At 71.1% G+C, this 21,474-nt stretch carries 21 protein-coding genes; 19 read left to right on the forward strand and 2 right to left on the reverse strand.

The window, feature by feature from the left end; all coding sequences use genetic code 11:
• Positions 1-40 precede the first annotated feature (40 nt).
• The 3 genes from IE246_RS05870 to IE246_RS05880 all read left to right on the forward strand — a co-directional run bounded on the left by IE246_RS05870 (position 41) and on the right by IE246_RS05880 (position 3,906).
• Positions 41-1,093 (forward strand): hypothetical protein, encoded by a 1,053-nt coding sequence (locus IE246_RS05870; RefSeq protein WP_189988003.1) that lies wholly within the window; start codon positions 41-43, stop codon positions 1,091-1,093.
• Between the two features lie 34 nt (positions 1,094-1,127).
• On the forward strand, positions 1,128-2,576 hold the full coding sequence (locus IE246_RS05875; protein WP_189988004.1) for an amidohydrolase family protein: 1,449 nt from the start codon (positions 1,128-1,130) through the stop codon (positions 2,574-2,576).
• Between the two features lie 202 nt (positions 2,577-2,778).
• Complete coding sequence (locus tag IE246_RS05880) at positions 2,779-3,906, forward strand: M20/M25/M40 family metallo-hydrolase (RefSeq protein ID WP_189988005.1); 1,128 nt, start codon at positions 2,779-2,781, stop codon at positions 3,904-3,906.
• A 13-nt stretch (positions 3,907-3,919) separates the two neighbouring features.
• On the opposite strand, the gene polA is transcribed toward IE246_RS05880, so the two are convergent.
• Positions 3,920-6,754: a DNA polymerase I gene (polA, locus tag IE246_RS05885; protein WP_189988006.1), complete on the reverse strand. Its 2,835-nt coding sequence runs from the start codon at positions 6,752-6,754 to the stop codon at positions 3,920-3,922.
• A gap of 155 nt (positions 6,755-6,909) precedes the next feature.
• Between polA and IE246_RS05890 the strand changes: the two genes are divergently transcribed.
• The 3 genes from IE246_RS05890 to IE246_RS05900 all read left to right on the forward strand — a co-directional run bounded on the left by IE246_RS05890 (position 6,910) and on the right by IE246_RS05900 (position 8,398).
• Positions 6,910-7,260 (forward strand): TraR/DksA family transcriptional regulator, encoded by a 351-nt coding sequence (locus IE246_RS05890; protein ID WP_189988007.1) that lies wholly within the window; start codon positions 6,910-6,912, stop codon positions 7,258-7,260.
• A gap of 100 nt (positions 7,261-7,360) precedes the next feature.
• Positions 7,361-7,843 (forward strand): VOC family protein, encoded by a 483-nt coding sequence (locus IE246_RS05895; protein ID WP_189988008.1) that lies wholly within the window; start codon positions 7,361-7,363, stop codon positions 7,841-7,843.
• A gap of 84 nt (positions 7,844-7,927) precedes the next feature.
• Positions 7,928-8,398: a YHS domain-containing (seleno)protein gene (locus IE246_RS05900; RefSeq protein ID WP_189988009.1), complete on the forward strand. Its 471-nt coding sequence runs from the start codon at positions 7,928-7,930 to the stop codon at positions 8,396-8,398.
• Between the two features lie 4 nt (positions 8,399-8,402).
• Here the strand turns inward: IE246_RS05900 and IE246_RS05905 are convergent, their stop codons facing one another.
• Positions 8,403-8,588, reverse strand: coding sequence for a zinc-finger domain-containing protein (locus IE246_RS05905; RefSeq protein ID WP_189988010.1), 186 nt, complete (start codon positions 8,586-8,588; stop codon positions 8,403-8,405).
• Positions 8,589-8,803: 215 nt separating this feature from the next.
• Here IE246_RS05905 and IE246_RS05910 point away from each other — a divergent pair, with 215 nt between their 5' ends.
• The 13 genes from IE246_RS05910 to IE246_RS05970 all read left to right on the forward strand — a co-directional run bounded on the left by IE246_RS05910 (position 8,804) and on the right by IE246_RS05970 (position 21,429).
• On the forward strand, positions 8,804-9,859 hold the full coding sequence (locus tag IE246_RS05910) for an alpha/beta fold hydrolase (protein ID WP_189988011.1): 1,056 nt from the start codon (positions 8,804-8,806) through the stop codon (positions 9,857-9,859).
• Positions 9,860-10,007: 148 nt separating this feature from the next.
• Entirely contained in the window at positions 10,008-10,874 is an 867-nt protein-coding gene (locus tag IE246_RS05915) for an IclR family transcriptional regulator (protein ID WP_189988012.1), read from the forward strand.
• A gap of 218 nt (positions 10,875-11,092) precedes the next feature.
• On the forward strand, positions 11,093-11,887 hold the full coding sequence (locus tag IE246_RS05920; protein WP_189988013.1) for an ABC transporter ATP-binding protein: 795 nt from the start codon (positions 11,093-11,095) through the stop codon (positions 11,885-11,887).
• A 1-nt stretch (position 11,888) separates the two neighbouring features.
• Positions 11,889-12,602 carry an ABC transporter ATP-binding protein gene (locus IE246_RS05925; protein WP_189988014.1) on the forward strand — a complete coding sequence of 238 codons (714 nt, stop codon included), beginning with the start codon at positions 11,889-11,891 and terminating at the stop codon, positions 12,600-12,602.
• A gap of 10 nt (positions 12,603-12,612) precedes the next feature.
• Positions 12,613-13,485, forward strand: coding sequence for a branched-chain amino acid ABC transporter permease (locus tag IE246_RS05930; protein WP_189988015.1), 873 nt, complete (start codon positions 12,613-12,615; stop codon positions 13,483-13,485).
• A 4-nt stretch (positions 13,486-13,489) separates the two neighbouring features.
• Positions 13,490-14,527, forward strand: coding sequence for a branched-chain amino acid ABC transporter permease (locus tag IE246_RS05935; protein WP_189988016.1), 1,038 nt, complete (start codon positions 13,490-13,492; stop codon positions 14,525-14,527).
• Between the two features lie 36 nt (positions 14,528-14,563).
• Entirely contained in the window at positions 14,564-15,781 is a 1,218-nt protein-coding gene (locus IE246_RS05940) for an ABC transporter substrate-binding protein (RefSeq protein WP_189988017.1), read from the forward strand.
• Positions 15,782-15,991: 210 nt separating this feature from the next.
• Positions 15,992-16,756, forward strand: a complete 765-nt coding sequence (locus IE246_RS05945; protein WP_189988018.1) for an SDR family oxidoreductase — start codon at positions 15,992-15,994, stop codon at positions 16,754-16,756.
• 95 nt (positions 16,757-16,851) lie between these two features.
• Positions 16,852-17,235, forward strand: coding sequence for a RidA family protein (locus tag IE246_RS05950; protein ID WP_189988019.1), 384 nt, complete (start codon positions 16,852-16,854; stop codon positions 17,233-17,235).
• Between the two features lie 88 nt (positions 17,236-17,323).
• Positions 17,324-18,016 carry a class I SAM-dependent methyltransferase gene (locus tag IE246_RS05955; protein ID WP_189988020.1) on the forward strand — a complete coding sequence of 231 codons (693 nt, stop codon included), beginning with the start codon at positions 17,324-17,326 and terminating at the stop codon, positions 18,014-18,016.
• Positions 18,013-18,867: a glycosyltransferase family protein gene (locus tag IE246_RS05960; RefSeq protein ID WP_189988021.1), complete on the forward strand. Its 855-nt coding sequence runs from the start codon at positions 18,013-18,015 to the stop codon at positions 18,865-18,867. The genes IE246_RS05955 and IE246_RS05960 overlap by 4 nt, the downstream gene beginning before the upstream one ends.
• Before the next feature lie 215 nt (positions 18,868-19,082).
• The gene (locus tag IE246_RS05965) at positions 19,083-19,901 is read left to right on the forward strand and encodes an ImuA family protein (protein WP_229836464.1); all 819 of its coding nucleotides are present in this window, start codon (positions 19,083-19,085) and stop codon (positions 19,899-19,901) included.
• Complete coding sequence (locus IE246_RS05970) at positions 19,870-21,429, forward strand: Y-family DNA polymerase (RefSeq protein WP_189988022.1); 1,560 nt, start codon at positions 19,870-19,872, stop codon at positions 21,427-21,429. Before IE246_RS05965 ends, IE246_RS05970 begins: the two co-directional genes overlap by 32 nt.
• Positions 21,430-21,474 lie beyond the last annotated feature (45 nt).

The following is a 21,474-nucleotide window of genomic DNA, read 5'->3' on the forward strand; positions in this document are numbered from 1 at the left end:
TCGATCCCACCGCTTCTCCGCGTTCCAACCGGAGGCCTCCATGACGGGATCCAACATCTACGTCGGCGTCGCCGGCTATGTCGGCCGCCCCGACGCGCCCGGCGCCGTCGGGCTGTTCCGGCGGTCGACCGACGGCGGCGACTGGCAGCACGTGATCCGCACCCTCGAGGTCTACACGGTCTACGTCCACCCGGCCGATCCCGGCCTGGTGTTCGCCGGCACCTCCGACGGCGTGTGGCGCAGCACCGACCGCGGTGCCACCTTCCAGCGCACCGGGTTCCCCGACGCCGGCCGGCAGGTCTGGAGCCTGCTGGCCAGCGACGGGGATCCCGACCGCATGTATGCCGGCGCCTCGCCGATCGGGGTGTTCCGCTCCGACGACCGCGGCGCCACCTGGCGCAGGCTGCCCGAGCCGAGCATCCCGGCACGCTGCTCCGGCCCGTTCGCGCCGCGGGTGATGCGGATGGCACAGCGCCCCGGTCGGCCGGACGAGGTCTATGCGGCGATGGAGATCGCCGGCGCCATGCGCACCACCGACGGCGGCGAGACCTGGCAGGACCTGGGCGACGATCTGGTCCGGCTGTCCGACCTGCCGCACCTGCGCAGCCAGATCGTGCAGAGCGAGACCGACGCCGAGGGCATGCTGGACGGCCACGCCATCACCGTCAGCCCGGCCGATCCGGACGCGCCGATCATCGCCGTGCGCATGGGGCTGTTCCGCACCCGCGACGGCGGCCGGACCTGGCAGGACATGGAGGTCGGCCGGTTCTCGCCGACGACCTACGCCCGCGACGTGAAGACCTCGCCGCACGACCCGAACACCCTGTACGCCGCGCTGTCGGTCGCCGCCGCCAGCCACGACGGCGGGGTCTACCGCAGCCGCGACGCCGGCGAGACCTGGGCGCGGTTCGACAAGGTGCAGGTGCACGGCACCGTCATGTCGGTCGGCCTGCACACCTCAGATCCCGACCAAGTCTACGTCGCCGCCCGCTACGACGGCGAGGTGTTCGGCACCCGCGACGGCGGCGCGACCTGGGAGGCGATGCCGCTGCCCGGCCAGGTGAAGGACATCTACGCGATCGCCGCCGGCTGACCCCAATCCCTGACGACCGTCCGAGAGGAACCCGATGCCCGCGACCACCGTCATCCGAAACGCCGCCTGGGTCGTCGCCTGGAGCACCCGCGACAGCCGCCACGTCTACCTGCAGAACGCCGACGTGGCGTTCAGCGAAGGCGCGATCGTCCATGTCGGCGGCCGGTTCGCCGGCGAGGCGACGGCCGAGATCGACGGCTCGGATCTGATGGTCATGCCGGGCATGATCAACGTGCACAGCCACCCGACCAGCGAGCCGCTGCGCAAGGGCATCACCGACGAGATCCGCAGCCCCGGCTTCTACCACTCGTCGCTGTACGAGTTCCTGACGATCTTCGAGAACGACGCCGAGGGCCTGGCCGCCAGCGTGCGGGTCGCGATGGCCGAGCTGCTGAAGAGCGGCGTCACCACGGTCGTCGACTTCTCCGCCCCGTTCGACGCCTGGCTGGACGTGCTGGCGGAGTCCGGCATCCGGGCCTGCGTGGCGCCGGCGTTCCGCGACGCCCGCTGGTTCACCACCAACGGCCACCTGCTCGACTACGAATGGAACGAGAAGGCCGGCCGCGCCGGCTTCGAGAAGGCGCAGCGCGTCATCGACCTGGCCAACCAGCACCCGTCCGGCCGGCTGATGGGGATGATGGCGCCGTCGCAGATCGACACCTGCTCGGCCGACCTGCTACGCGACGCCTACGACTACGCCGAGGAGAAGAACCTGCCCTGGCAGACCCACGCGGCGCAGTCGGTCAACGAGTTCCAGGAGATGATCCGCCGGCACGGCCGCACGCCGATCCAGTGGATGGACGACATCGGCGTGCTGGGCGAGCACAGCATCATCGGCCACGGCATCTTCCTCGACCACCACCCCTGGGTGCACTGGTCGACCCGCCAGGATTTGCGGCTGCTGGCCGACAGGGGCGCCACCGTGGCGCACTGCCCGACCGTGTTCATGCGCCGCGGCATCGCCCTGCAGACCTTCGGCGGCTACGTCCGCGAGGGCATCAACATGGGCATCGGCACCGACACCTACCCGCACAACTTCCTGGAGGAGATGCGCAACGTCGGGACGATCGCCCGCGCCGTCGCCGAGACCGTCGACGACCTGAACACCTCCGACATCTTCAACGCCGCCACGGTCGGCGGCGCCCGCGCCCTGCGTCGCGACGACATCGGCCGGCTGGCCGTGGGCGCCCGCGCCGACCTGGTGTGCGTCGACCTGACCGCGCCGTCGATGATGCCGGTGCGGGAGCCGCTGCGCAGCCTGGTGTTCGCCGCCTGCGACCGGGCGGTGCGCGACGTGTTCGTCGACGGCCACCAGGTCGTGAAGGACGGCGAGGTGACGACCATCGACCTGCGCGCAGCCCTGAGCGAGCTGCAGGCCGCCCAGGCCCGCTCGATGCGCAGCATCCCGGACCTGGACTGGGCCGGGCGGACGGCCGACCAGCTGTCGCCGATGGCCTTCGAGATCCGGGACGGCCTGAACTGAGGCGGACCGGGCCGAAGCAGCGGGTGGATTCCGGCTCGACCGCGCCGAGGGCGGCGCGCCCGTCCGGAATGACGTCAGTTAGGGAGGGCATCGAGGGGCTCGGCCTAATGTAGCGGACGCCCCCCTTGTCGTCATCCCGGACGGCGCGTCAGCGACGACCCGGGACCCACGAAGCGACGGGCACGAGAGGACAGCAGCAACCATGAGAACCCTCACCACCGACGCCCTGCTCGACGCCGTCCGGGAATGGGTCGAGATCGAGAGCCCGACCCAGGATGCGGCGGCGGTCAACCGGGTCGCCGACCTGGCCGAGAGCCAGCTCAAGGCGATCGGTGCCGGCATCGAGCGGATCCCCGGCAGCGACGGCTTCGGCGACATCCTGATCGGCCGGATCCCCGGCGAGACCAACGGCGAGGGCCTCCTGCTGCTCGGCCACATGGACACCGTCCACCCGGTCGGCACCATGGCCGGGCCGCTGCCCTGGCGGGTCGACGGCGACCGGGTCTACGGCCCCGGCATCTACGACATGAAGGGCGGCAACGTGATGGCGCTGCAGGCCCTGACCCACCTCCACGCCAACGGCCGCCGCCCGCGGCTGCCGGTCACCGTGATGTTCATCCCGGACGAGGAGATGGGCAGCCCGAGCTCGCGCGCCCGGATCGAGGCGGAGGCGCGCCGGCACCGGCTGGCGCTGGTGGTCGAGCCGTCGGGCGACGGCGGCCGCATCACGGTCGCCCGCCACGGCATCGCCCGCTACCACCTGAAGACCACCGGAAAGCCGGCGCATGCCGGCGCCTATCACTGGAAGGGCCGCAGCGCGATCCGCGAGATGGCCCACCAGGTGATCGCGGTCGAGGCGATGACCGACTACGACCGCAACGTCACCCTGAACGTCGGCACGATCGCCGGCGGCCGGCACGAGAACCAGGTGCCGATCCACTGCGAGGCCAAGGTGCTGGCGATGGTCGCCACCGCCGAGGACGAAGCGGATGTGCGGGCACGACTGCTGGCCCTGAGGCCGGTCGACCCGGACGTCGTGTTGGAGGTCACCCCCGGCCTGTTCCGGCCGCCCTACGCCAAGAGCCCGGAGATCCAGGCGCTGTACGACCACGCCTGCGACCTGGCCCGCGAGATCGGCTTCGAGATCCCGGGCGAGCGGGTCGCCGGCGGCGGCAGCGACGGCAACTTCACCGGCGCCCTCGGCCTGCCGACCCTGGACGGCCTCGGGGTGGTCGGCGACGGGCCGCACACCCACCAGGAGCACCTGCTGGCGTCCTGCCTGGTGCCGCGCACGAAGCTGCTGGCTAGGCTGTTCGAGACCCTGGAGTAGCGGTCGCGCGCCGTCAGTGCGCCTCGGCCCAGGACTTGCCCCAGCCGGCGTCGGCGACCAGCGGGACCGACAGGTTGAGGGTCGGCGCCGCCGCCCCCTCCATCACCTCGCGGACCAGCTCGGCGGTCTTCTCGACCGCGTCCTCCGGCACCTCGAACACCAACTCGTCGTGGACCTGCAGCAGCATGCGGGCCGGCGAGTCGGCCTTCTCCAGCGCCGGGCGCAGCCGGGCCATGGCGCGCTTGATGACGTCGGCGGCGGTGCCCTGGATCGGTGCGTTGATGGCGGCGCGCTCGCCGAAGCTGCGCATCGCCGGATTCTTGTCGCGGATCGCCTGGATGTGGACCTTGCGGCCGAACTTGGTCTCGACGAAGCCGTGCTCGCGGGCGAACGCCTTCATCGAGTCCATGTAGTCGCGGATCCCCGGATACCGCTCGAAATAGGCGTTGATGTAGGCCTGGGCCTCGCCCTGCGGAACCGACAGCTGGCGCGCCAGCCCGAAGCCGGAGATGCCGTAGATGATGCCGAAGTTGATGGCCTTGGCCCGGCGCCTTGTCTCCGGCGTCATCTCATCGAGCGGCACCCCGAACACCTCGGACGCGGTCTGGGCGTGGATGTCCTTGCCGTCCAGGAACGCCTGGCGAAGGCTCTCGATGCCGGCGATGTCGGCGACCAGCCGCAGCTCGATCTGCGAGTAGTCGACCGACAGCAGCAAATTGCCCGGCTCGGCCACGAAGGCGGTGCGGATCTTCCGCCCCTCCTCGGTGCGGACCGGGATGTTCTGCAGGTTCGGGTCGTTCGACGACAGCCGGCCGGTCGCCGCCCCGACCATCGAGTAGGAGGTGTGGACCCGCCCGGTGTCCGGGTTGATGCTCTCGACCAGGGCGTCGGTGTAGGTCGACTTCAGCTTCGCGACCTGCCGCCAGTCCAGCACCTTGCGGGCCAGCTCCGAGCCCTCCGCCGCCAGGGTCTCCAGCACGTCGGCGCCGGTGCCGTAGGCGCCGGTCTTGCCCTTCTTGCCACCGGAGAGGCCCATCTTGTCGAACAGGATCTCGCCGAGCTGCTTGGGCGAGCCGACGTTGAACTCCTCGCCGGCCAGGCCGTGGATCTCGCCCTCCAGGGTCACCATGCGCTTGGCGAAGTCGGCCGACATGTCGCGCAGGATCGCCGGGTCGACCTTGATGCCGTTGCGCTCCATGGCGACCAGCACCGGGATCAGCGGCCGCTCCAGGGTCTCGTAGACCGTGACCATGTGCTCGGCGACCAGCCGCGGCTTCAGCAGGGCGTGCAGCCGGACCGTCACGTCGGCGTCCTCGGCGGCGTAGTCGCGGGCCTTGTCGAGCGCGACCTCGGCGAAGGTGATCTGGTTCTTGCCCTTGCCGCACACCTCCTCGAACTTGATGTTGGTGTGGCCGAGGTGCAGCTGCGCCAGCTCGTCGAGCCCGTGGCCGTGCAGCCCGCCCTCCAGCACGTAGGACAGGCACATGGTGTCGTCGATCGGCGCCACCGCGATGCCGCCGTTGCGCTGCCGGCTCAGCACCAGGGCGTCGTACTTGGCGTTGTGCGCGACCTTCAGCACCGCCGGGTTCTCCAGCAGGTCCTTCAGCAGCGCCATCGCCGCGTCGAACGGCACCTGCTTCGGCGCCTCCTCGGCCGGCGCCCCGCCCAGCAGGTCGCCCTGCGGCTGGCGGCCGACATGGCGCAGCGGGATGTAGCAGGCGCGGCCGGGGCTGAGCGCCAGCGACACCCCGACCAGGTCGGCGCGCATGGCGTCGAGCCCGGTGGTCTCGGTGTCGAACGCCACCAGGCCCTGGTCCTCGGCGGCGGCGATCCAGCGCTTCAGGTCGTCGAGGTCCTGCACCAGTTCGTAGCCGGCATCGGCGCCGGCAGCCTCGGAGATCGCCACGGTCTCGGCCGACCGGCCCTCCTCCGAGCCGCCCTGCGCCGCCTCGCTCTCGAACCGGGCGATCAGCCGCTTGAACGCCTGCTCCTTCAGGAACGGCAGAACGCCGGCCGGGTCGATGTGGCGGACCGCTAGATCCTCCAGCGGCTCCGGCACCTCGACGTCGTCGCGCAACGTGACCAGCCGCTTGGAGATCCGTGCCTTGTCGGCGTTCTCGATCAGGTTTTCGCGGCGCTTCGGCTGCTTGATCTCGCCGGCCCGCGCCAGCAGCGTCTCGAGGTCGCCGTACTCCTCGATCAGCTGGGCCGCGGTCTTGATGCCGATGCCCGGCACGCCCGGCACGTTGTCGACGCTGTCGCCGGCCAGCGACTGCACGTCGACCACCTTCTCCGGCGGCACCCCGAACTTCTCGATCACCTCGGCCCGGCCGATCGGCCGGTTCTTCATCGGATCGAACATGTCGACCCCGTCGGTGACCAGCTGCATCAGGTCCTTGTCGGACGACACGATGGTGACTCGCCAGCCGCGCTCGCGCGCCAGCCGGGCATAGGTCGCGATCAGGTCGTCGGCCTCGAACCCCTCCATCTCGATGCACGGCACGTTGAACGCGCGCGTCGCCTCGCGGATCAGCGGGAACTGCGGGATCAGGTCCTCCGGCGCCTCCGGGCGCTGGGCCTTGTACTCGGGGTAGATCTCGTTGCGGAAGTTCTCGCGGGCGGCGTCGAAGATCACCGCCAGGTGGTCGGCGTCCAAATCGTCGATCAGCCGCACCAGCATGGCCGAGAACCCGAACACCGCGTTCACCGGCGTGCCGTCCGGCCGGGTCATCGGCGGCAGCGCGTGGTAAGCCCGAAAGATGTAGCCGGAGCCGTCCACCAGGTAGAGGTGGCTCTGCCCCTCCTTGGCGGGCGGCGGGGCGTCGATCTGTGCGTCGGACTCGGCCATCGTCGGGCCTTTCTCGGGCGGGTTCGGACGGGGGTCGGACTCTACCCCGGTGAGCGGTCGGGGCAAGGGCGGCCGGCAGGTGTTGACCGCCGAGCCTCGACCGTTAGAGTGTTCCCGTATTGTTCCGGAGCGTCAACCGGCCTCGGAGGCATGGCATGACCGCGACCGACGACGACCTCGAGCGGATCCGGCGGGCGTTGACCGACCGGCTCGACGCGCTCCGCCACACCGCCGAGGCGACCGCCGACGACCGCCGGCCGGTCGAGCTCGACCAGGCCTCGGTCGGCCGGCTGTCGCGCATGGACGCCCTGCAGATGCAGGCGATGGCACAGGCGACCGGGCGGCGCCGGGAGGTCGAGGTCGCCCGCATCGAGGCGGCGCTGAAGCGGATCGACGACGGCGACTACGGCTGGTGCGTGCAGTGCGGCGAGGAAATCGCGCCGAAGCGGCTGGCCGCCGACCCGACCGTGCCGACCTGCATCGACTGCGCGGCCAAGGCAGGCTGACCGAGGGCGGTATCCACCTAGGGGTTGGCGCGGCCCGGACACCGGTCCATCTTTTGACGAGGGCCGGGGGACCAGCCGCAACCGGGAGGAGGACACAGCCATGATCAAGCGCCTGCACCACGCCGCCTACCGCTGCCGGGATTCCGAGGAGACCCGCAAGTTCTACGAGGACTTCCTGGGCCTGCCGTTGGCCCACACCACGCCGATCACCACCACCAAGACCGGCCGCAACGCCAACGTCCTGCACACCTTCTACCAGCTCGAGGACGGCTCCTGCCTGGCGTTCTTCGAGGCGCCGGACATGCCGTTCGAGTTCAAGGACCAGCACGACTTCGACCTGCACATCGCGATCGAGGTCAGCCCCGAGGACCTTCAGGCGATGTACGAGAAGGGCAAGGCGCTGGGCATGGAGACCCGCGGCATCAGCGACCACGATTTCTGCCGCTCGATCTACTTCCGCGACCCGAACGGCTACGTGATCGAGCTGTCGACCCGCGAGCCGGGCTTCGACGAGGCGATGGACCCGGCCCGCAGCGAGGCCCGCGCGATGCTCGACGAGTGGCAGGCCGCGAAGGCCGGCTGACCCGGGCATCCGGAAAGGCCGTCGTAACCCCTGCGCCGGCCGGGGCATTGCCCGCCCGTGACCCGGAGCACGGAGGCTGCCCCCATGCGGAAGACCCATCTCGGCGCGCTGCTGGCGGCGGCGCTGCTGGCCGTCGCCACGATCGCGGGCGCCCTGCATCCGGCACGGGCCGGCGAGGCGCCGGTCTACACCGGCTTCCTGTCGAACCTGGCGGTCGGCGGCTACGACCCGGTCGCCTACTTCACCGACGGCCGACCGGTCGAGGGCTCGTCGGAGTTCGAGAGCAGGTACAAGGGTGCCACCTGGCGGTTCGCCTCGGCCGCGCACAAGGCGTCGTTCGACGCCGAGCCGGAGAGGTACGCCCCGCAATACGGCGGCTACTGCGCCTGGGCGGTGTCGCAGGGCTATACCGCCAAGGGCGACCCGGAGACCTGGAAGATCGTCGGCGGCAGGCTGTACCTGAACTACAACGCCGACGCGCAGAAGCTGTGGGAAGAGAACATCCCGGCCCACATCAGGGCCGGCGACGAGAACTGGCCGAAGCTGACGAAGTAGCGGTTCAGGCCGCCTTCTCGTCTTCGCCGTGGCCGACCAGCACGTAGGTGCGCGAGCAGTACGGGCACACCACCTCGTGCTCGTCCTCGGGGATCTCCAGGAACACCCGCGGATGGCCGAGCGCGCCGTCGCCGCCGTCGCAGGCGACGGTGTGGTCGGTGACCTCGATGGTCTCGAACGGCTGGGCCATGCTGCGCTCCCCGTGCTCGTCTGGCGGCCGGACCGGCCGCCGCTACGCCTCGTGTGCCGGACCCGTATGCGGGATGGCGGGCCGCTTGTCCAGCGCGGCCCCGGATGATACCCAGGGCGGCGCCTTCCGCAAGGATCTCCGGCCCCGAATGACCGCCTCCGTCACCCCGTTCTCGAGCGCCGGAACCGGCCCGACATCGACCGCGGCGGGCGCTCATGCGGCCTGACCGGACTCCGCTGCCGGTCCTTCTCGCGGTCCTTCTGAGCCTGGTCCTGGGCGCCTGCGCCCCGATGGCGATCGCGCCCGGTCCGGACGGTCGCCGGCCCTGGCTGGTCGACGACCACGCGGCGCTGATGGCGGACGGCACCCGCCTGCCGCTGCGGGTCTGGCGCCCGGACGGCGAGGCCGTGGCGGCGATCGTGGCGCTGCACGGCTTCGGCGACTACTCGAACGCCTTCGCCGAGCTCGGCCCGACCCTCGCGAAAGCCGGGGTCGCGGTGTTCGCGGCCGACCAGCGCGGCTTCGGCCGGGCCGGAAGCTGGGGCCGCTGGCACGGGGCCGCGGCGATGGTCGCCGACGCCCGCGCCCTGGCGGACCTGCTCCGCGCCGAGTTCCCCGGGCGCCCGGTCTACCTGATGGGGGAGAGCATGGGGGGCGCGGTCGCCCTGCTGGCGATGGCTGGCGACGGTTCCGGGTCGGGGCCGGCGGCCGACGGCGCCATCCTGTCGGCCCCGGCGGTCTGGGGCCGCGACTGGATGCCGTTCTATCAGGTCTGGGGCCTGGAGCTGGCCGGCCACACCGTCCCCTGGCTGCCGCTGAACCCGCGCGGCCTGCCGTTCAAGCCGTCCGACAACATCGCCATGCTGCGCCGGCTGTCGCGCGATCCGCTGTTCGTGAAGAACCCGCGGGTCGACGCGGTCTACGGGCTGGTCGACCTGATGGACGCCGCCCAGGCCGCCGGGCCCGCCGTGCGCGGCCCGCTGCTGGTGCTGTACGGCGACCGCGACGACCTGGTGCCGAAGAAGCCGACCTGCGCCGTGCTTGCCAAGCTGCGTGCCCGCCCCGTCGGCGCCGGCGGCATGCGGGTCGTGCTGTACCCGAACGGCCATCACATGCTGTTCCGCGATCTGGACGGCGCGCGCGTGGTCGCCGACATCGCCGCCTGGGCCCGGAATCCGGCGGGGCCGCTGCCGTCCGGCGACGAGCGCGCGCCGGACGGGGCCTGGCTGGAGCGCTTCTGCAACGGCGCCGGCCGCCCCGACGGTTCGTGAAACGCCGTTTTATTTACATTCGCGCAATGAGGGTCGTATGCTCGATCGTCCGCGGCGACGCGGACCGACGGAAAGCGAGGTGCGCATGACCGCACATCGGATCCCCCGCGGGGCCGTCACGGCCGTGCCGCAACCCTAGGCGAGCGGCTTGGCGCGCCCCCCCAAGCGTCCCCGCATCGCGACGGTGGACGACTGGCAGACCGGCAGCGCGAGCGAGCCGGGCTTCGTCACCGCCCTGGCGCGCGGGCTGGACATCCTGCGCGCCTTCGGGCCGGCCGACGACCTGCTCGGCAACGGCGATCTCGCCGAGCGCACCGGCATCCCGCGCTCGACCGTCTCGCGCCTGACCCAGACCCTGACCGCCCTCGGCTACCTGCGCCACGTCGAGCGCTTCGAGAAGTACCAGCTCGGCGCCGGCATCCTGGCGCTCGGCTATCACCGGCTCGCCGCGTCCGGGGTCCGCGAGGCCGCCCGGCCGCACATGCAGGCGCTCGCCAATGCCGCCGACTGCGCGATCGCCATGGGCACGCCCGACCGGGTCACCATGATCTACATCGAGGTCTGCCACGGTGCCGGCCCGATGATCCTGCGCCTCGGCGTCGGGTCGCGCGTCCCGATCGTGCGCACCGCCATGGGACGGGCCTACGTCGCTGCGCTGCCCGAACGCGAGCGCGACCTGGTGCTTCGGCGGCTGCACGACGCCGACCCGGACGGCTGGGCCGAGACCCGCCGCGCGCTCGACGAGGCCCGGCGGCAATGCCGGGACCAGGGCTACTGCGTCGCGGTCGGCGCCTGGCACGACGGGATCTCCTCGGCCGGCGTGGCGGTGACGCTGGACGGCGGGTCGCAGGTCCTGGCGTTCAACTGCGGCGGTGCCAGCCACCGCCTGACCCGCCCGCTCCTGGAGCGCCGGCTCGGACCGGCCCTGTCCGACATGGCCGAGCGCGTGCGGCGCGAGCTGTTCACGGCCCCGGCCGGGTCGATGCCGGCCACGGTCCCGCTTCAAGCCGTTTAGAACGCGCCGTTTCCGCGATACGGAATATAATTTCATTTTGTTTGACACGGTTCGCGGGCCGGTCAAACTGTCACCTGCGTCACGGGGCTTCACGCCGCGCGGCGGATCCGAAACGGCGGCGATCAACGACCGCCCGAGGGTCGAGGGAGGAGAAACATGGTCTGGTGGAACGGGCGCGCTTTGCCCGTGGTGGGGGCGCGATCCCTCGAGGGGTCGCGATGACGGGGACCGCGACGCCCCTGCTGGAGGTCGAGAACGTCCGAGTTACCTTCGGCGGCATCGTGGCCCTGGACGGCGTGTCGTTCTCGGTCCAGCGCGGCTCGATCGCCGGGCTGATCGGACCGAACGGCGCCGGCAAGACCACGCTCTTCAACTGCATCAGCCGCATCTACCAGGTCGACACCGGGGCCATCCGGGTCGACGGCCAGCCGATCCTGGACACGCCGACCCACGGCATCAGCAGCGCCGGCCTCAGCCGGACGTTCCAGAACCTGGCGCTGTTCGGCAAGCTGTCGGTGCTCGACAACGTGATGATCGGCGCCCACGCCCGGACCACCGGCAACTTCGTCAACGACGCCCTCCGGCTGTTCGGCGTCCGCCAGCGCGAGGCGGCGATCCGCGACGAGGCGATGGCCCTGCTGGAGGAGCTGCGGCTCGACGGCATCGCCGGCGAGCTGGTGGCGGCGCTGCCGTTCGGCACCCAGAAGCGGGTCGAGCTGGCCCGCGCCCTGGCCTCCCGGCCGACCCTTCTGATGCTGGACGAGCCGGCCGGCGGGCTGAACCACGACGAGGTCGAGGAGTTCAAGGACGTGGTCCGGCGGATCCGCGACGAGCGCCGGATCTCCATCCTGCTGGTCGAGCACCACATGAACCTGGTGATGAGCGTCTCCGACCAGGTCGTGGTGCTGAACTTCGGGCGCAAGATCGCCGAAGGCACGCCGTCGCAGGTCCAGCGGGACCCGCACGTGATCGAGGCCTACCTCGGGTCCGGCAACGCCGCAGGGGGACACTGACATGGCGGCCCTTCTCGAGGTCGCGGACCTCTCGGCGTACTACGGCCCGACCAAGGTCCTGCACGGCATCAGCTTCTCGCTCGACGAGGGCGGCATCACCACCATCCTGGGGGCCAACGGCGCCGGCAAGACCACCACGCTGCGCGCACTGTGCGGGATGGTCCGGTCGGTCGGGCAGGTCACGCTCGGCGGCGAAGCGATCACCGGGCTCGCCACGGAATCGGTCGCCAAGCGCGGCGTCGCCCACGTCCCGGAGGGGCGCGGCACCTTCACCCGGCTGTCCACCGAGGAGAACCTCCGGCTCGGCGCCATCTCCCGGCGCGACCGGGACGGCGTCGAGGCCGACCTGGAGCGCATGTACGGCTACTTCCCGCGGCTCCGGGAGCGCCGTCAGCAGCAGGCGGGAACGCTCAGCGGCGGCGAGCAGCAGATGCTGGCGATCGCCCGTGCCCTGATGCTGCGGCCGCGGCTGATGCTGCTGGACGAGCCGTCCTTCGGCCTGGCACCGCTGATCGTCCAGGAGATGTTCCGGATCCTGCGGCGGATCAACGAGGAAGAGAAGGTGAGCATGCTGCTGGTCGAGCAGAACGCCGCGCTCGCGCTCGACCTCGCCGACACCGCCTACCTGCTGGAGACCGGCCGGGTCGCGATGAGCGGGCCGGCCAAGGAGATCGTCGCGGACGAGCAGGTCCGGCGATCCTACCTCGGATACTGAGGAGCGCCGGATGGAACTGTTCCTGAACCAGGTGTTCTCCGGCCTCGCCACCGGCTCGATCTACGCCGCGGTGGCCCTCGCCGTGGTGATGATCTTCCTGGCGATCGACCACTTCAACTTCGCCCAGGGCGAGATGGCGATGTTCAGCACCTTCGTGTGCTGGGCGCTGCTGGACGCCGGGACGCCGTACTGGCTGGCCTTCATCCTGACCATCGCGTTCGCGTTCGCGTTCGGCGTGGTCATCGAGCGGGTGCTGTTCCGGCCGCTGCACTCGGCGCCGGTGCTCAGTCACATCATCGCCTTCCTCGGCCTGTTCTTCATCCTGAACAACGGCGCCGGCTGGATCTGGGACTTCACCATCAAGCCGATGCCGAGCCCGTTCCCGGAAGGCTCGATCTCCGGCCTGATCAGCTACCACCAGATCGGCATGATCGGCGTGGTGCTGGTGATGCTGGCGCTGCTGTTCGTGTTCTTCCGGTTCACCTCGGTCGGCCTGGCGATGCGGGCGGCGGCGCAGAACCCGGAATCGGCCAGGCTATGCGGCATCTCGGTCGGCTGGATGATCGCGCTCGGCTGGGGCATGGCCTCGGCGATCGGTGCGGTCGGCGGCATGCTGATCGCCCCGGTGGTGTTCCTGGAGCCGAACATGATGCTCGGCATCCTGCTGTACGGATTCGCCGCCGCGATCGTCGGCGGCATCACCAATCCGGCGGGTGCGGTCGCCGGCGGTTTCATGGTCGGCGTGCTCGAGAACCTGGTCGGCACCTACATCCCGTTCGTCGGCAGCGAGCTCAAGCTGACCGTGGCACTGGTGCTGATCGTCGCCGTGCTGATGGTGAAGCCGAGCGGGCTGTTCGGCCGTACCACCGTGACGAGGGTGTGAGACCATGACGGCAGATACCGAAGTCACGGGGCGTGCGATGGACCGGGAGCGGCGGATCGCCGGGCTGACCGCCGACGGCTGGCGCAAGGCCGTCATGGCCCTGATCCTGGCGGCGGCCGTGGCGCTGCCGTTCGGGCTCGGCAGCTTCCAGACCTTCCAGGTCACGCTGGTGCTGATCTACGCGATCGCGATCCTCGGCCTGAACATCCTGACTGGCTTCAACGGCCAGTTCTCGCTCGGCCACAGCGCGTTCTTCGCGATCGGCGCCTATACCTCGGCGATCCTGATGGACCGCTACGAGATGACGTCGTACCTGACGATCCCGATCGCCGGCGGCTTCGGCTTCGTGGCCGGCTTCCTGTTCGGCTTCCCGGCGCTGCGGTTGAGCGGCCTGTACCTGGCGCTCGCCACCTTCGCGCTGTCGGTCGCGACCCCGCAGCTGCTCAAGTACAATCACTTCGAGGAGTTCACCGGCGGCGTGCAGGGCATCAACCTGCTGAAGGACTCGGCCCCCTTCGACCTGCCGTTCAGCGTCGATCAGTGGTGGTACTTCGTGACCCTGGCGATCGCGCTGCTGTGCTTCTGGATGGCCCGCAACCTGGTCCACAGCCGCACCGGGCGCGCGATCATGGCGATCCGCGACAACCCGATCGCGGCGGCGACCATGGGCGTCAACACCGCGCTGTACAAGACCCTCACCTTCGGCGTCAGCGCATTCCTGACCGCGGTCGCCGGCGCGCTGAGCGCCATCGTCGTGGAGTACGTGGCACCCGACAGCTTCACCTTCCTGCTGTCGGTGTACTTCCTGATCGGCCTCGTGGTCGGCGGTGTCGGCTGGATCCCGGGGGCGGTGATCGGTGGCGCCTTCGTGCTGTACGTGCCGAACCTCGCCGAGGGCATCTCGACCGGCCTCGCCGGGGTGCTGTTCGGAGTCATCATCCTGCTCGTCATCTACCTGATGCCGTCGGGTGCGTCGGGGCTCGTCCGCCTCGCGGTCACCCGGCTGCAGAGGGGTTTCGACCAAGACAACAACAAGGCGTGAAAACCGCCGGCCAGCACGTCTGAAGGAGGAAGTGCCATGAACAGAAGAATCGCCATCGCCTTGCTTACGGCCGCCAGCCTCTCGCTGCCCGCGGCCGCGATTGCCGCCGGGAAATACGACGACGGTGCCAGCGACACCGAGATCAAGATCGGCAACACCAACCCGTACAGCGGCCCGGCCTCGGCCTACGGCCAGATCGGCAAGACCATCGCCGCCTACTTCAACAAGGTGAACGAGGAAGGCGGGATCAACGGCCGCAAGATCAACTTCGTCTCGCTGGACGACGGCTACAGCCCGCCGAAGACCAAGGAGCAGTTCCGCAAGCTGGTCGAGAGCGAAAAGGTGCTCGCGATCTTCCAGTCTCTCGGCACCCCGACCAACTCGGCGGTGCACGCCTACATGAACCGCGAGAAGGTCCCGCAGCTGTTCGTGGCGACCGGCGCCACCAAGTGGGGCGACCCGAAGAAGTACCCGTGGACCATGGGCTGGCAGCCGAACTACCAGGCCGAGGGCCGGATCTACGCGAAGTACATCAAGCAGAACCTGCCGAACGCCAAGATCGCGATCCTCTACCAGAACGACGACTACGGTAAGGACTACGTCCAGGGCATGAAGGACGGCCTGGGCGACATGGCGTCCAAGATGATCGTCGCCGAGGAGAGCTACGAGACCACCGAGCCGACCATCGACTCGCAGATCATCAAGCTCAAGGCCAGCGGCGCCGACGTGTTCTTCAACGTCACCACGCCGAAGTTCGCGGCCCAGGCGATCCGCAAGATCGCCGAACTCGGCTGGAAGCCCACCCACTTCCTGAACAACGTCTCCAACTCGGTCGGCTCGGTCATGAATCCGGCCGGCCCGGAGAACGGCGTCGGCATCATCTCGACCTTCTACACCAAGGACCCGACCGACCCGCAGTGGAAGGACGACGCCGCGTACAAGGCGTGGAGCGCCTTCATGGACAAGTACTATCCGGACGGCGACAAGAAGTCCTCGTTCACGGTGTACGGCTACAGCGTCGCCCAGACCATGGTGAAGGTCCTCGAGCAGTGCGGCGACGACCTGACCCGCGCCAACGTCATGAAGCAGGCCGCCAGCCTGAAGGGCCTCGAGCTCGGCATGCTGCTGCCCGGCATCAAGGTCACCACCGGCCCGAACGACTTCTTCCCGATCGAGCAGATGCAGCTCGCCAAGTTCAACGGCAAGAGCTGGGAGCTGTTCGGCGAGATCATCAGCGGCGAAGCCGGCAGCTGAGCGTCGACGTCTCCTGACCTCCAGGGCCGCCGGAGCGATCCGGCGGCCTTTTTTCATGGGAAGCCCGCCGCCGTCCGGGATTGCACGGCAAGCCGCGGGGAGAAGCCGGCCTTCGAATCGGAGACCGTCGCCGGACCGGGCAGTCCCGCCCGGCCTGCAACCGGAGGCACCGATGTCCGAAGCCGCCACCCTCCCCGCCGGGGGGCCGTCATGAGCACCCTCGCCTCCAAGGTCGCCATCGTCACCGGTGCCAGTTCGGGGATCGGCCGGGCGACCGCCCTGCTGTTCGCCCGGGAAGGCGCCAAGCTGGTCGCCGCCGCCCGCCGCGGGCCCGAGCTCGCGAAGCTCGTGGACGAGATCGGGACGGCCGGCGGCACCGCCGTCGCGGTCGCCGGCGACGTCCGGGACGAGGCGTTCGCGCGGACCCTGGTCGATACCGCGGTCGAGCGGTTCGGCGGCCTCGACGTCGCCTTCAACAACGCCGGGACGCTCGGCCCGACCGGGCCGACGCCCGAGGTGTCGCGCGAGGCCTGGGCCGATGCCCTGGACGCCAACCTGACCGGCGCGTTCCTCGGCGCCAAGCACCAGATCCCGGCCCTGCTGGAGCGCGGCGGCGGATCGCTGATCTTCACCTCGTCGTTCGTGGGTCATACCGCCGGCATGCCCGGCGTGGCGGCCTACGCCGCCGCCAAGGCCGGGGTGATCGGGCTGATGAAGGCGCTGGCGGTCGAGTTCGGCCCGCGCGGCATCCGGGTGAACGCGGTCCTGCCCGGCGGCACCGACACGCCGATGGCCCACGAGATGGTCGCCACCGAGGAGGGCTGGACGTTCGTCGAGGGCCTGCACGCCCTGAAACGGATCGCCACGCCGGACGAGATCGCTGGGTCGGTGCTGTTCCTGGCGTCCGACGCCGCCCGCTTCACCACCGGCAGCGCGCTGCTGGCGGACGGCGGCGTCTCGATCAACCGGACCTGAGGGGCCGGCCGCCCCCCAGGTTCCGCTTGCCCTTGCCGGACCGCCCGGCAACGCTTCGGGAAACGCCCTGCGAAACCGCGACCGGAGGAGACCTCATGCCGATCGAGAGACTGATGGTGCCGGGCCAGCTGGAGCCGGTCAGCCACTACACCCACGTGGTCCGGGCCGGCGACTGGATCTGGCTGTCGGGCATGGTCGGGATGCGGGCCGACGGCACGATCCCGGACGACACCGTCGAGCAGTTCCAGATCGCGCTGGACGCCATCGACACCTGCCTGCGGGCGGCCGGCGGCCGGCCCGACCAGGTCGTCAAGGTCCAGGTGTTCATGACCGACATCGCCGAGCGCGGCCGCATCAACCCGGTCCGCCAGCGGTATTTCGGCGAGCACCGGCCGGCCTCGACCCTGGTCGAGGTGTCGGCCCTGGTCGACCCGCGCATGAAGGTGGAGATCGAGGCGGTGGCCTATACCGGCCCGTGAGCCCCCCCCGGGGGGGAGCGGCATTGCCATGGCCGCGGACCGGACGACCGACTAGGATCCGGGCCGGCGACACGAAGGCGCATCCTCGATGGCGGAAGCAGGCCAGTACTTCACCCGGCTGAATCGACCTCTGCTGGCGTTCCTGCCCCCGGGTCTCGGCTCGGTGCTGGACGTCGGCTGCGCGGCCGGCGTGCTCGGCCGCGCCTACAAGGCGGCGAACCCCGGCTCGCGCTGGACCGGCATCGAGATCGACCCCGAGGCGGCGGCGGTGGCGCGCGAAGCGCTGGACCACGTGGTGGCCGGTGACGTCGAGAGCATGGCCGACGCCCCGCCCGGCGGACCGTTCGACGCCCTGGTCTATGCCGACACCCTCGAGCACTTCCGCGATCCGGCCGCGACCCTGGCACGGCACCTGGGCTGGCTGAAGCCGGGCGGCAGCGTATGCGTGAGCATCCCGAACATCCAGCACTGGAGCGCGATCCTGTCGCTGCTCGCCGGGCGCTGGGACTACCGCGACGAGGGACTGTTCGACCGGACGCACCTGCGGTTCTTCACCCTGGCGACCTTCGTCGAGTTCCTGCGCGACGCCGGCTGCACCGTCGAGCGGGCGGAGCCGCTGATCCCGCGCCCCGGCGCTCCGTTGATCCCGCGCTGGGACCGGCACGAGGCGATGATGGCCGAGATCCGCCGCCTCTGCGACGCCTTCGATCTGGCGTTCGACGCCCGCCGCTTCCTGGCCTACCAGTATCTGGTCCGGGCCCGCTTCGGGGACGCCCCGTGACCGACCGGGCGCCCTCGGTCCTGGTCAGCATCCTGTCCTGGGACTCGCCGCGCTACCTGGCGAACCTGCTCGACAACCTGGACGGCCTGCCGCCGTCGGTCGGCGGGCGGACATCGGTGCACCTCCACGTGCTCGACCAGGGCAGCGATGCGGAGACCTGCGAGCTGATCCGAAGCTTCGTGGCCCGCGGCGGCAGCCGGTCGGCTGCGTTTCTGCCCGGCAACATCGGCTTCGGCCGCGGCCACAACCGGGTGTTCGAGCGGGTCTACCGGCAGACCCGGTTCGACTACTTCGTAATGGTCAACCAGGACGTCCTGTTCGGCCATCCCGGCTGGGTCGACCAGCTGGTCGAAGGCATGGCAGATCCGGCGGTCGCCATCGGCGGACCGGTGGTCTGGCAGCTCTGCGACCGGCCCGGCGTGCTGCTGGAGACGTCGCCGCAGCCGGACGTCGAGCGGATCTTCAGCATCCAGGGCTCGGTCGCCATCGTCCGGACCGACGCCGTCGAGCGCTTCGGCCTGTTCGACGCGGCCTATTCGCCGGCCTATTTCGAGGACACCGACCTGTGCCGGCGCTATGTGCATGCCGGCCTGAAGCTCGCCTGGATTCCGATCGCGCAGGTGCACGCCTATCTGGGCGGTCAGGAGAAGCTGATACGGCGCAAGGCAGAGGCGCTGCGGGCCGAGCACGGCGACTTCCACGCCCGCAACCGGGCGCTGTTCAGGCGGCGATGGATGGCGGAGACGGCGCCGGCGGTCACCGAGGAAACACTGGAACGGCTGTGGCCGGGCGTGTACCGGCCGAAGCGTCCGGAACGACGGGCCGACGGCGAGTCGCCGGCGAGTTCCTGAAGCCCGTCTCCCGAGCCCCCCGAGCCCCCCCAGCCCCCCTGCCGCCGCAACGGCTTGGGGTCCGGAAGTCCGGCGACAACCACATGTCGAGCGGCTCGGCAGGGGGCGCGTTCCCCTTGAAATGTTCTCTATTTGTTCTCAAAATGACTCCCTGTCGATAATCCGGCCTGGAGACGCCGATACGCGACGTGGCGCCTTCGATCGAAGAACAAAACATGATCATGCAGTCCCTCGATACCGTCTCTCTTCCGGCCGGCGGCGAACCGGCCCGGCCACCCGGCACCCGCCGGCCGGCCCCGGTCTCGCTCGGCGACCCGGCGCTGGACGCCGCCCTGCCCGAGGGCGGGCTGGAGCTCGGCGTGGTGCACGAGGTCGTCCCGGCCGGGCCCGGCGACATGGCGGCGACGCTCGGCTTCGGGCTCGGACTGCTGGCCCGCATCGCCGCCGCCCGCCCGGGGCCGGTGCTGTGGGCCACCGCGCGCGATCCCGGCCGGCACGGCACCGCCTACCCGGTCGGCATGGCGGCCGCCGGCTTCGATCCCGGCCGGCTGATCCACCTGAACGGACGCACCGCGCACGACGTGCTGTGGGCGCTGGAGGAGAGCCTGGCGACCCCCGGCATCGCCGCCGCCATCGGCGTCCTGGCGCACGACGGCCAGCGCTACGACTTCACCGCCAGCCGCCGGCTGTCCCTGCGCGCCGCCGCCGCCGGCGGCACCGCGATCGTCTTGCGCACCGATGGCGGCGCCAATGGGGGTATCGGCGCCAGCGCCGCCGCCACCCGCTGGTCGGTCGCCGCCCGGCCGAGCCTGCCGGTCCGCCATCCCGGCCACGCCATGCCGGGGCTCGGGGCGCCGCGCTGGCGGGTCGAACTGGTGCGCTGCAAGAGGGGCCGGCCGCGCGACTGGCTGGTCGAGTGGGACCATGAGACGCTTCGTTTCCATCTGGCTGCCCCGCTGGCCGATCGAGCGCCGGTTCAGACGGACGCCGGGGCGCGGCGCCATGCCGACACCGACCGCTGGCACGCCGCCTGACCGCGGCGGCGACGGCCAGGGTCCGCCGCTGGCGCTGGCCGAGGTGTCCCGGCACGGCCTGCGGGTCGCCGCCACCGATCCCGCGGCCGAGCGCGCCGGGGTGAGCGCCGGCATGCCGCTCGCCGACGCTCGCGCCCTGTGCCCGGCGCTCGCCGTCGCCTCGGCCGACCCCGAGGGCGACACCGACGCGCTCGGCCGGCTGGCGCTGTGGTGCGGCCGCTACAGCCCGTGGATCGCGGCCGACGCGCCGGACGGGGTCGCGCTCGACATCACCGGCTGCGCCCACCTGTTCGGCGGCGAGGAGACCATGCTCGACGACATCGTCGGCCGGCTCGCCGGCTTCGGGCTGACCGCCCGGGTGGCCGCGGCCCCGACCCTGGGGGCCGCCTGGGCGGTCGCGCGCCACGGCCCGGCCTCCCATGGTCAGGCCCCGTGGGCCGTCGTCACCGATGGCACGCTTGCCGACGTTCTGGCGCCGCTGCCGCTGGCCGCGCTGCGGCTCGACGAGACCACCGTGGAGGCGATGGCCCGGGTCGGGCTGAAGCGGGTGCGCGACGTGCTGGGCAAGCCAGCGGCACCGCTGACCGCCCGGTTCGGCCCGCGCCTGCTCACCCGGCTCGACCAGGCGCTCGGCCGGCAGGCGGAGACCGTGCACGGCCTGCAGCCGCCGCCGCGCCACCAGGCCCGCCGGGTGTTCGCCGAGCCGATCGTGCTGACCGCCGACGTCGAGCGCACCGTCGCCGAGCTGGCCGGGGAACTCGCCATCCGGCTCGACGATGCCGGGGTCGGCGCCCGCCGCCTGGACCTGCGGCTGTATCGGGTCGACGGCCATGTCCGGACCGCCGAGGTGCGCACCGGCACGCTGTGCCGGGAGGCCCCGCACATGATCCGGCTGTTCCGCGAGCGGCTGACGGCCTCCGGCGAGGAACTCGACACCGGCTTCGGCTTCGACCTGGCGGTGCTGGCGGCGCAGGCGGTGGAGCCGGTGGTCGCCCGCCAGGACGGGCTCGGGGTCGGCACGGCGGCTTCCCGGGAACATCCGGACGAGGTCGCCCGGCTGCTCGACCGGTTCGGCAACCGGTTCGGCTTCGACCGCGTAGTGCGCTACGCCCCGCGGGCGAGCACGATCCCGGAGCGGGCGGTGCGGACGGTCCCGGTGCTGGAGGCGGCCCGGCCGGGGGAAGCGGTGGAAGACTGGCCGGCGCACCTGCGGGCCGTGCAGGGCGGCACCCACCTCGGCCGGCCGCTGCTGCTGGTCCTGCCGCCGGACCCGATCGCCACCGTCGCCGAGGTGCCGGACGGCCCGCCGGTGCAGTTCGAATGGCGGCGGGTCACCCACCGGGTGGTGCGCGCCGACGGGCCGGAGCGGCTGGCCCCCGAGTGGTGGCGTCCCGGCGACGGCCGCCACACCCGCGACTACTTCCGGGTCGAGGATTCCGTCGGCCGGCGGTTCTGGCTGTTCCGCGAAGGGCTGTACGACCGCCCGGGCGACACCCCGCGCTGGTTCCTGCACGGGCTGTTCGCATGACCCAATTGCGATGCCCGTCGCTGCGTGGGTTCCGGATGCGTACCG

The sequence above is a fragment of the Thalassobaculum fulvum genome (assembly GCF_014652915.1).
Lineage (GTDB): Bacteria > Pseudomonadota > Alphaproteobacteria > Thalassobaculales > Thalassobaculaceae > Thalassobaculum_A > Thalassobaculum_A fulvum.

Bases quoted from the DNA above. Each gene is read 5' to 3' on its own strand.
- IE246_RS05870 (WP_189988003.1), top strand. From the start codon at position 41: ATGACGGGATCCAACATCTACGTCGGCGTCGCCGGCTATGTCGGCCGC.
- IE246_RS05875 (WP_189988004.1), top strand. From the start codon at position 1,128: ATGCCCGCGACCACCGTCATCCGAAACGCCGCCTGGGTCGTCGCCTGG.
- IE246_RS05880 (WP_189988005.1), top strand. From the start codon at position 2,779: ATGAGAACCCTCACCACCGACGCCCTGCTCGACGCCGTCCGGGAATGG.
- polA (WP_189988006.1), bottom strand. From the start codon at position 6,754: ATGGCCGAGTCCGACGCACAGATCGACGCCCCGCCGCCCGCCAAGGAG.
- IE246_RS05890 (WP_189988007.1), top strand. From the start codon at position 6,910: ATGACCGCGACCGACGACGACCTCGAGCGGATCCGGCGGGCGTTGACC.
- IE246_RS05895 (WP_189988008.1), top strand. From the start codon at position 7,361: ATGATCAAGCGCCTGCACCACGCCGCCTACCGCTGCCGGGATTCCGAG.
- IE246_RS05900 (WP_189988009.1), top strand. From the start codon at position 7,928: ATGCGGAAGACCCATCTCGGCGCGCTGCTGGCGGCGGCGCTGCTGGCC.
- IE246_RS05905 (WP_189988010.1), bottom strand. From the start codon at position 8,588: ATGGCCCAGCCGTTCGAGACCATCGAGGTCACCGACCACACCGTCGCC.
- IE246_RS05910 (WP_189988011.1), top strand. From the start codon at position 8,804: ATGCGGCCTGACCGGACTCCGCTGCCGGTCCTTCTCGCGGTCCTTCTG.
- IE246_RS05920 (WP_189988013.1), top strand. From the start codon at position 11,093: ATGACGGGGACCGCGACGCCCCTGCTGGAGGTCGAGAACGTCCGAGTT.
- IE246_RS05925 (WP_189988014.1), top strand. From the start codon at position 11,889: ATGGCGGCCCTTCTCGAGGTCGCGGACCTCTCGGCGTACTACGGCCCG.
- IE246_RS05930 (WP_189988015.1), top strand. From the start codon at position 12,613: ATGGAACTGTTCCTGAACCAGGTGTTCTCCGGCCTCGCCACCGGCTCG.
- IE246_RS05935 (WP_189988016.1), top strand. From the start codon at position 13,490: ATGACGGCAGATACCGAAGTCACGGGGCGTGCGATGGACCGGGAGCGG.
- IE246_RS05940 (WP_189988017.1), top strand. From the start codon at position 14,564: ATGAACAGAAGAATCGCCATCGCCTTGCTTACGGCCGCCAGCCTCTCG.
- IE246_RS05945 (WP_189988018.1), top strand. From the start codon at position 15,992: ATGAGCACCCTCGCCTCCAAGGTCGCCATCGTCACCGGTGCCAGTTCG.
- IE246_RS05950 (WP_189988019.1), top strand. From the start codon at position 16,852: ATGCCGATCGAGAGACTGATGGTGCCGGGCCAGCTGGAGCCGGTCAGC.
- IE246_RS05955 (WP_189988020.1), top strand. From the start codon at position 17,324: ATGGCGGAAGCAGGCCAGTACTTCACCCGGCTGAATCGACCTCTGCTG.
- IE246_RS05965 (WP_229836464.1), top strand. From the start codon at position 19,083: ATGATCATGCAGTCCCTCGATACCGTCTCTCTTCCGGCCGGCGGCGAA.
- IE246_RS05970 (WP_189988022.1), top strand. From the start codon at position 19,870: ATGCCGACACCGACCGCTGGCACGCCGCCTGACCGCGGCGGCGACGGC.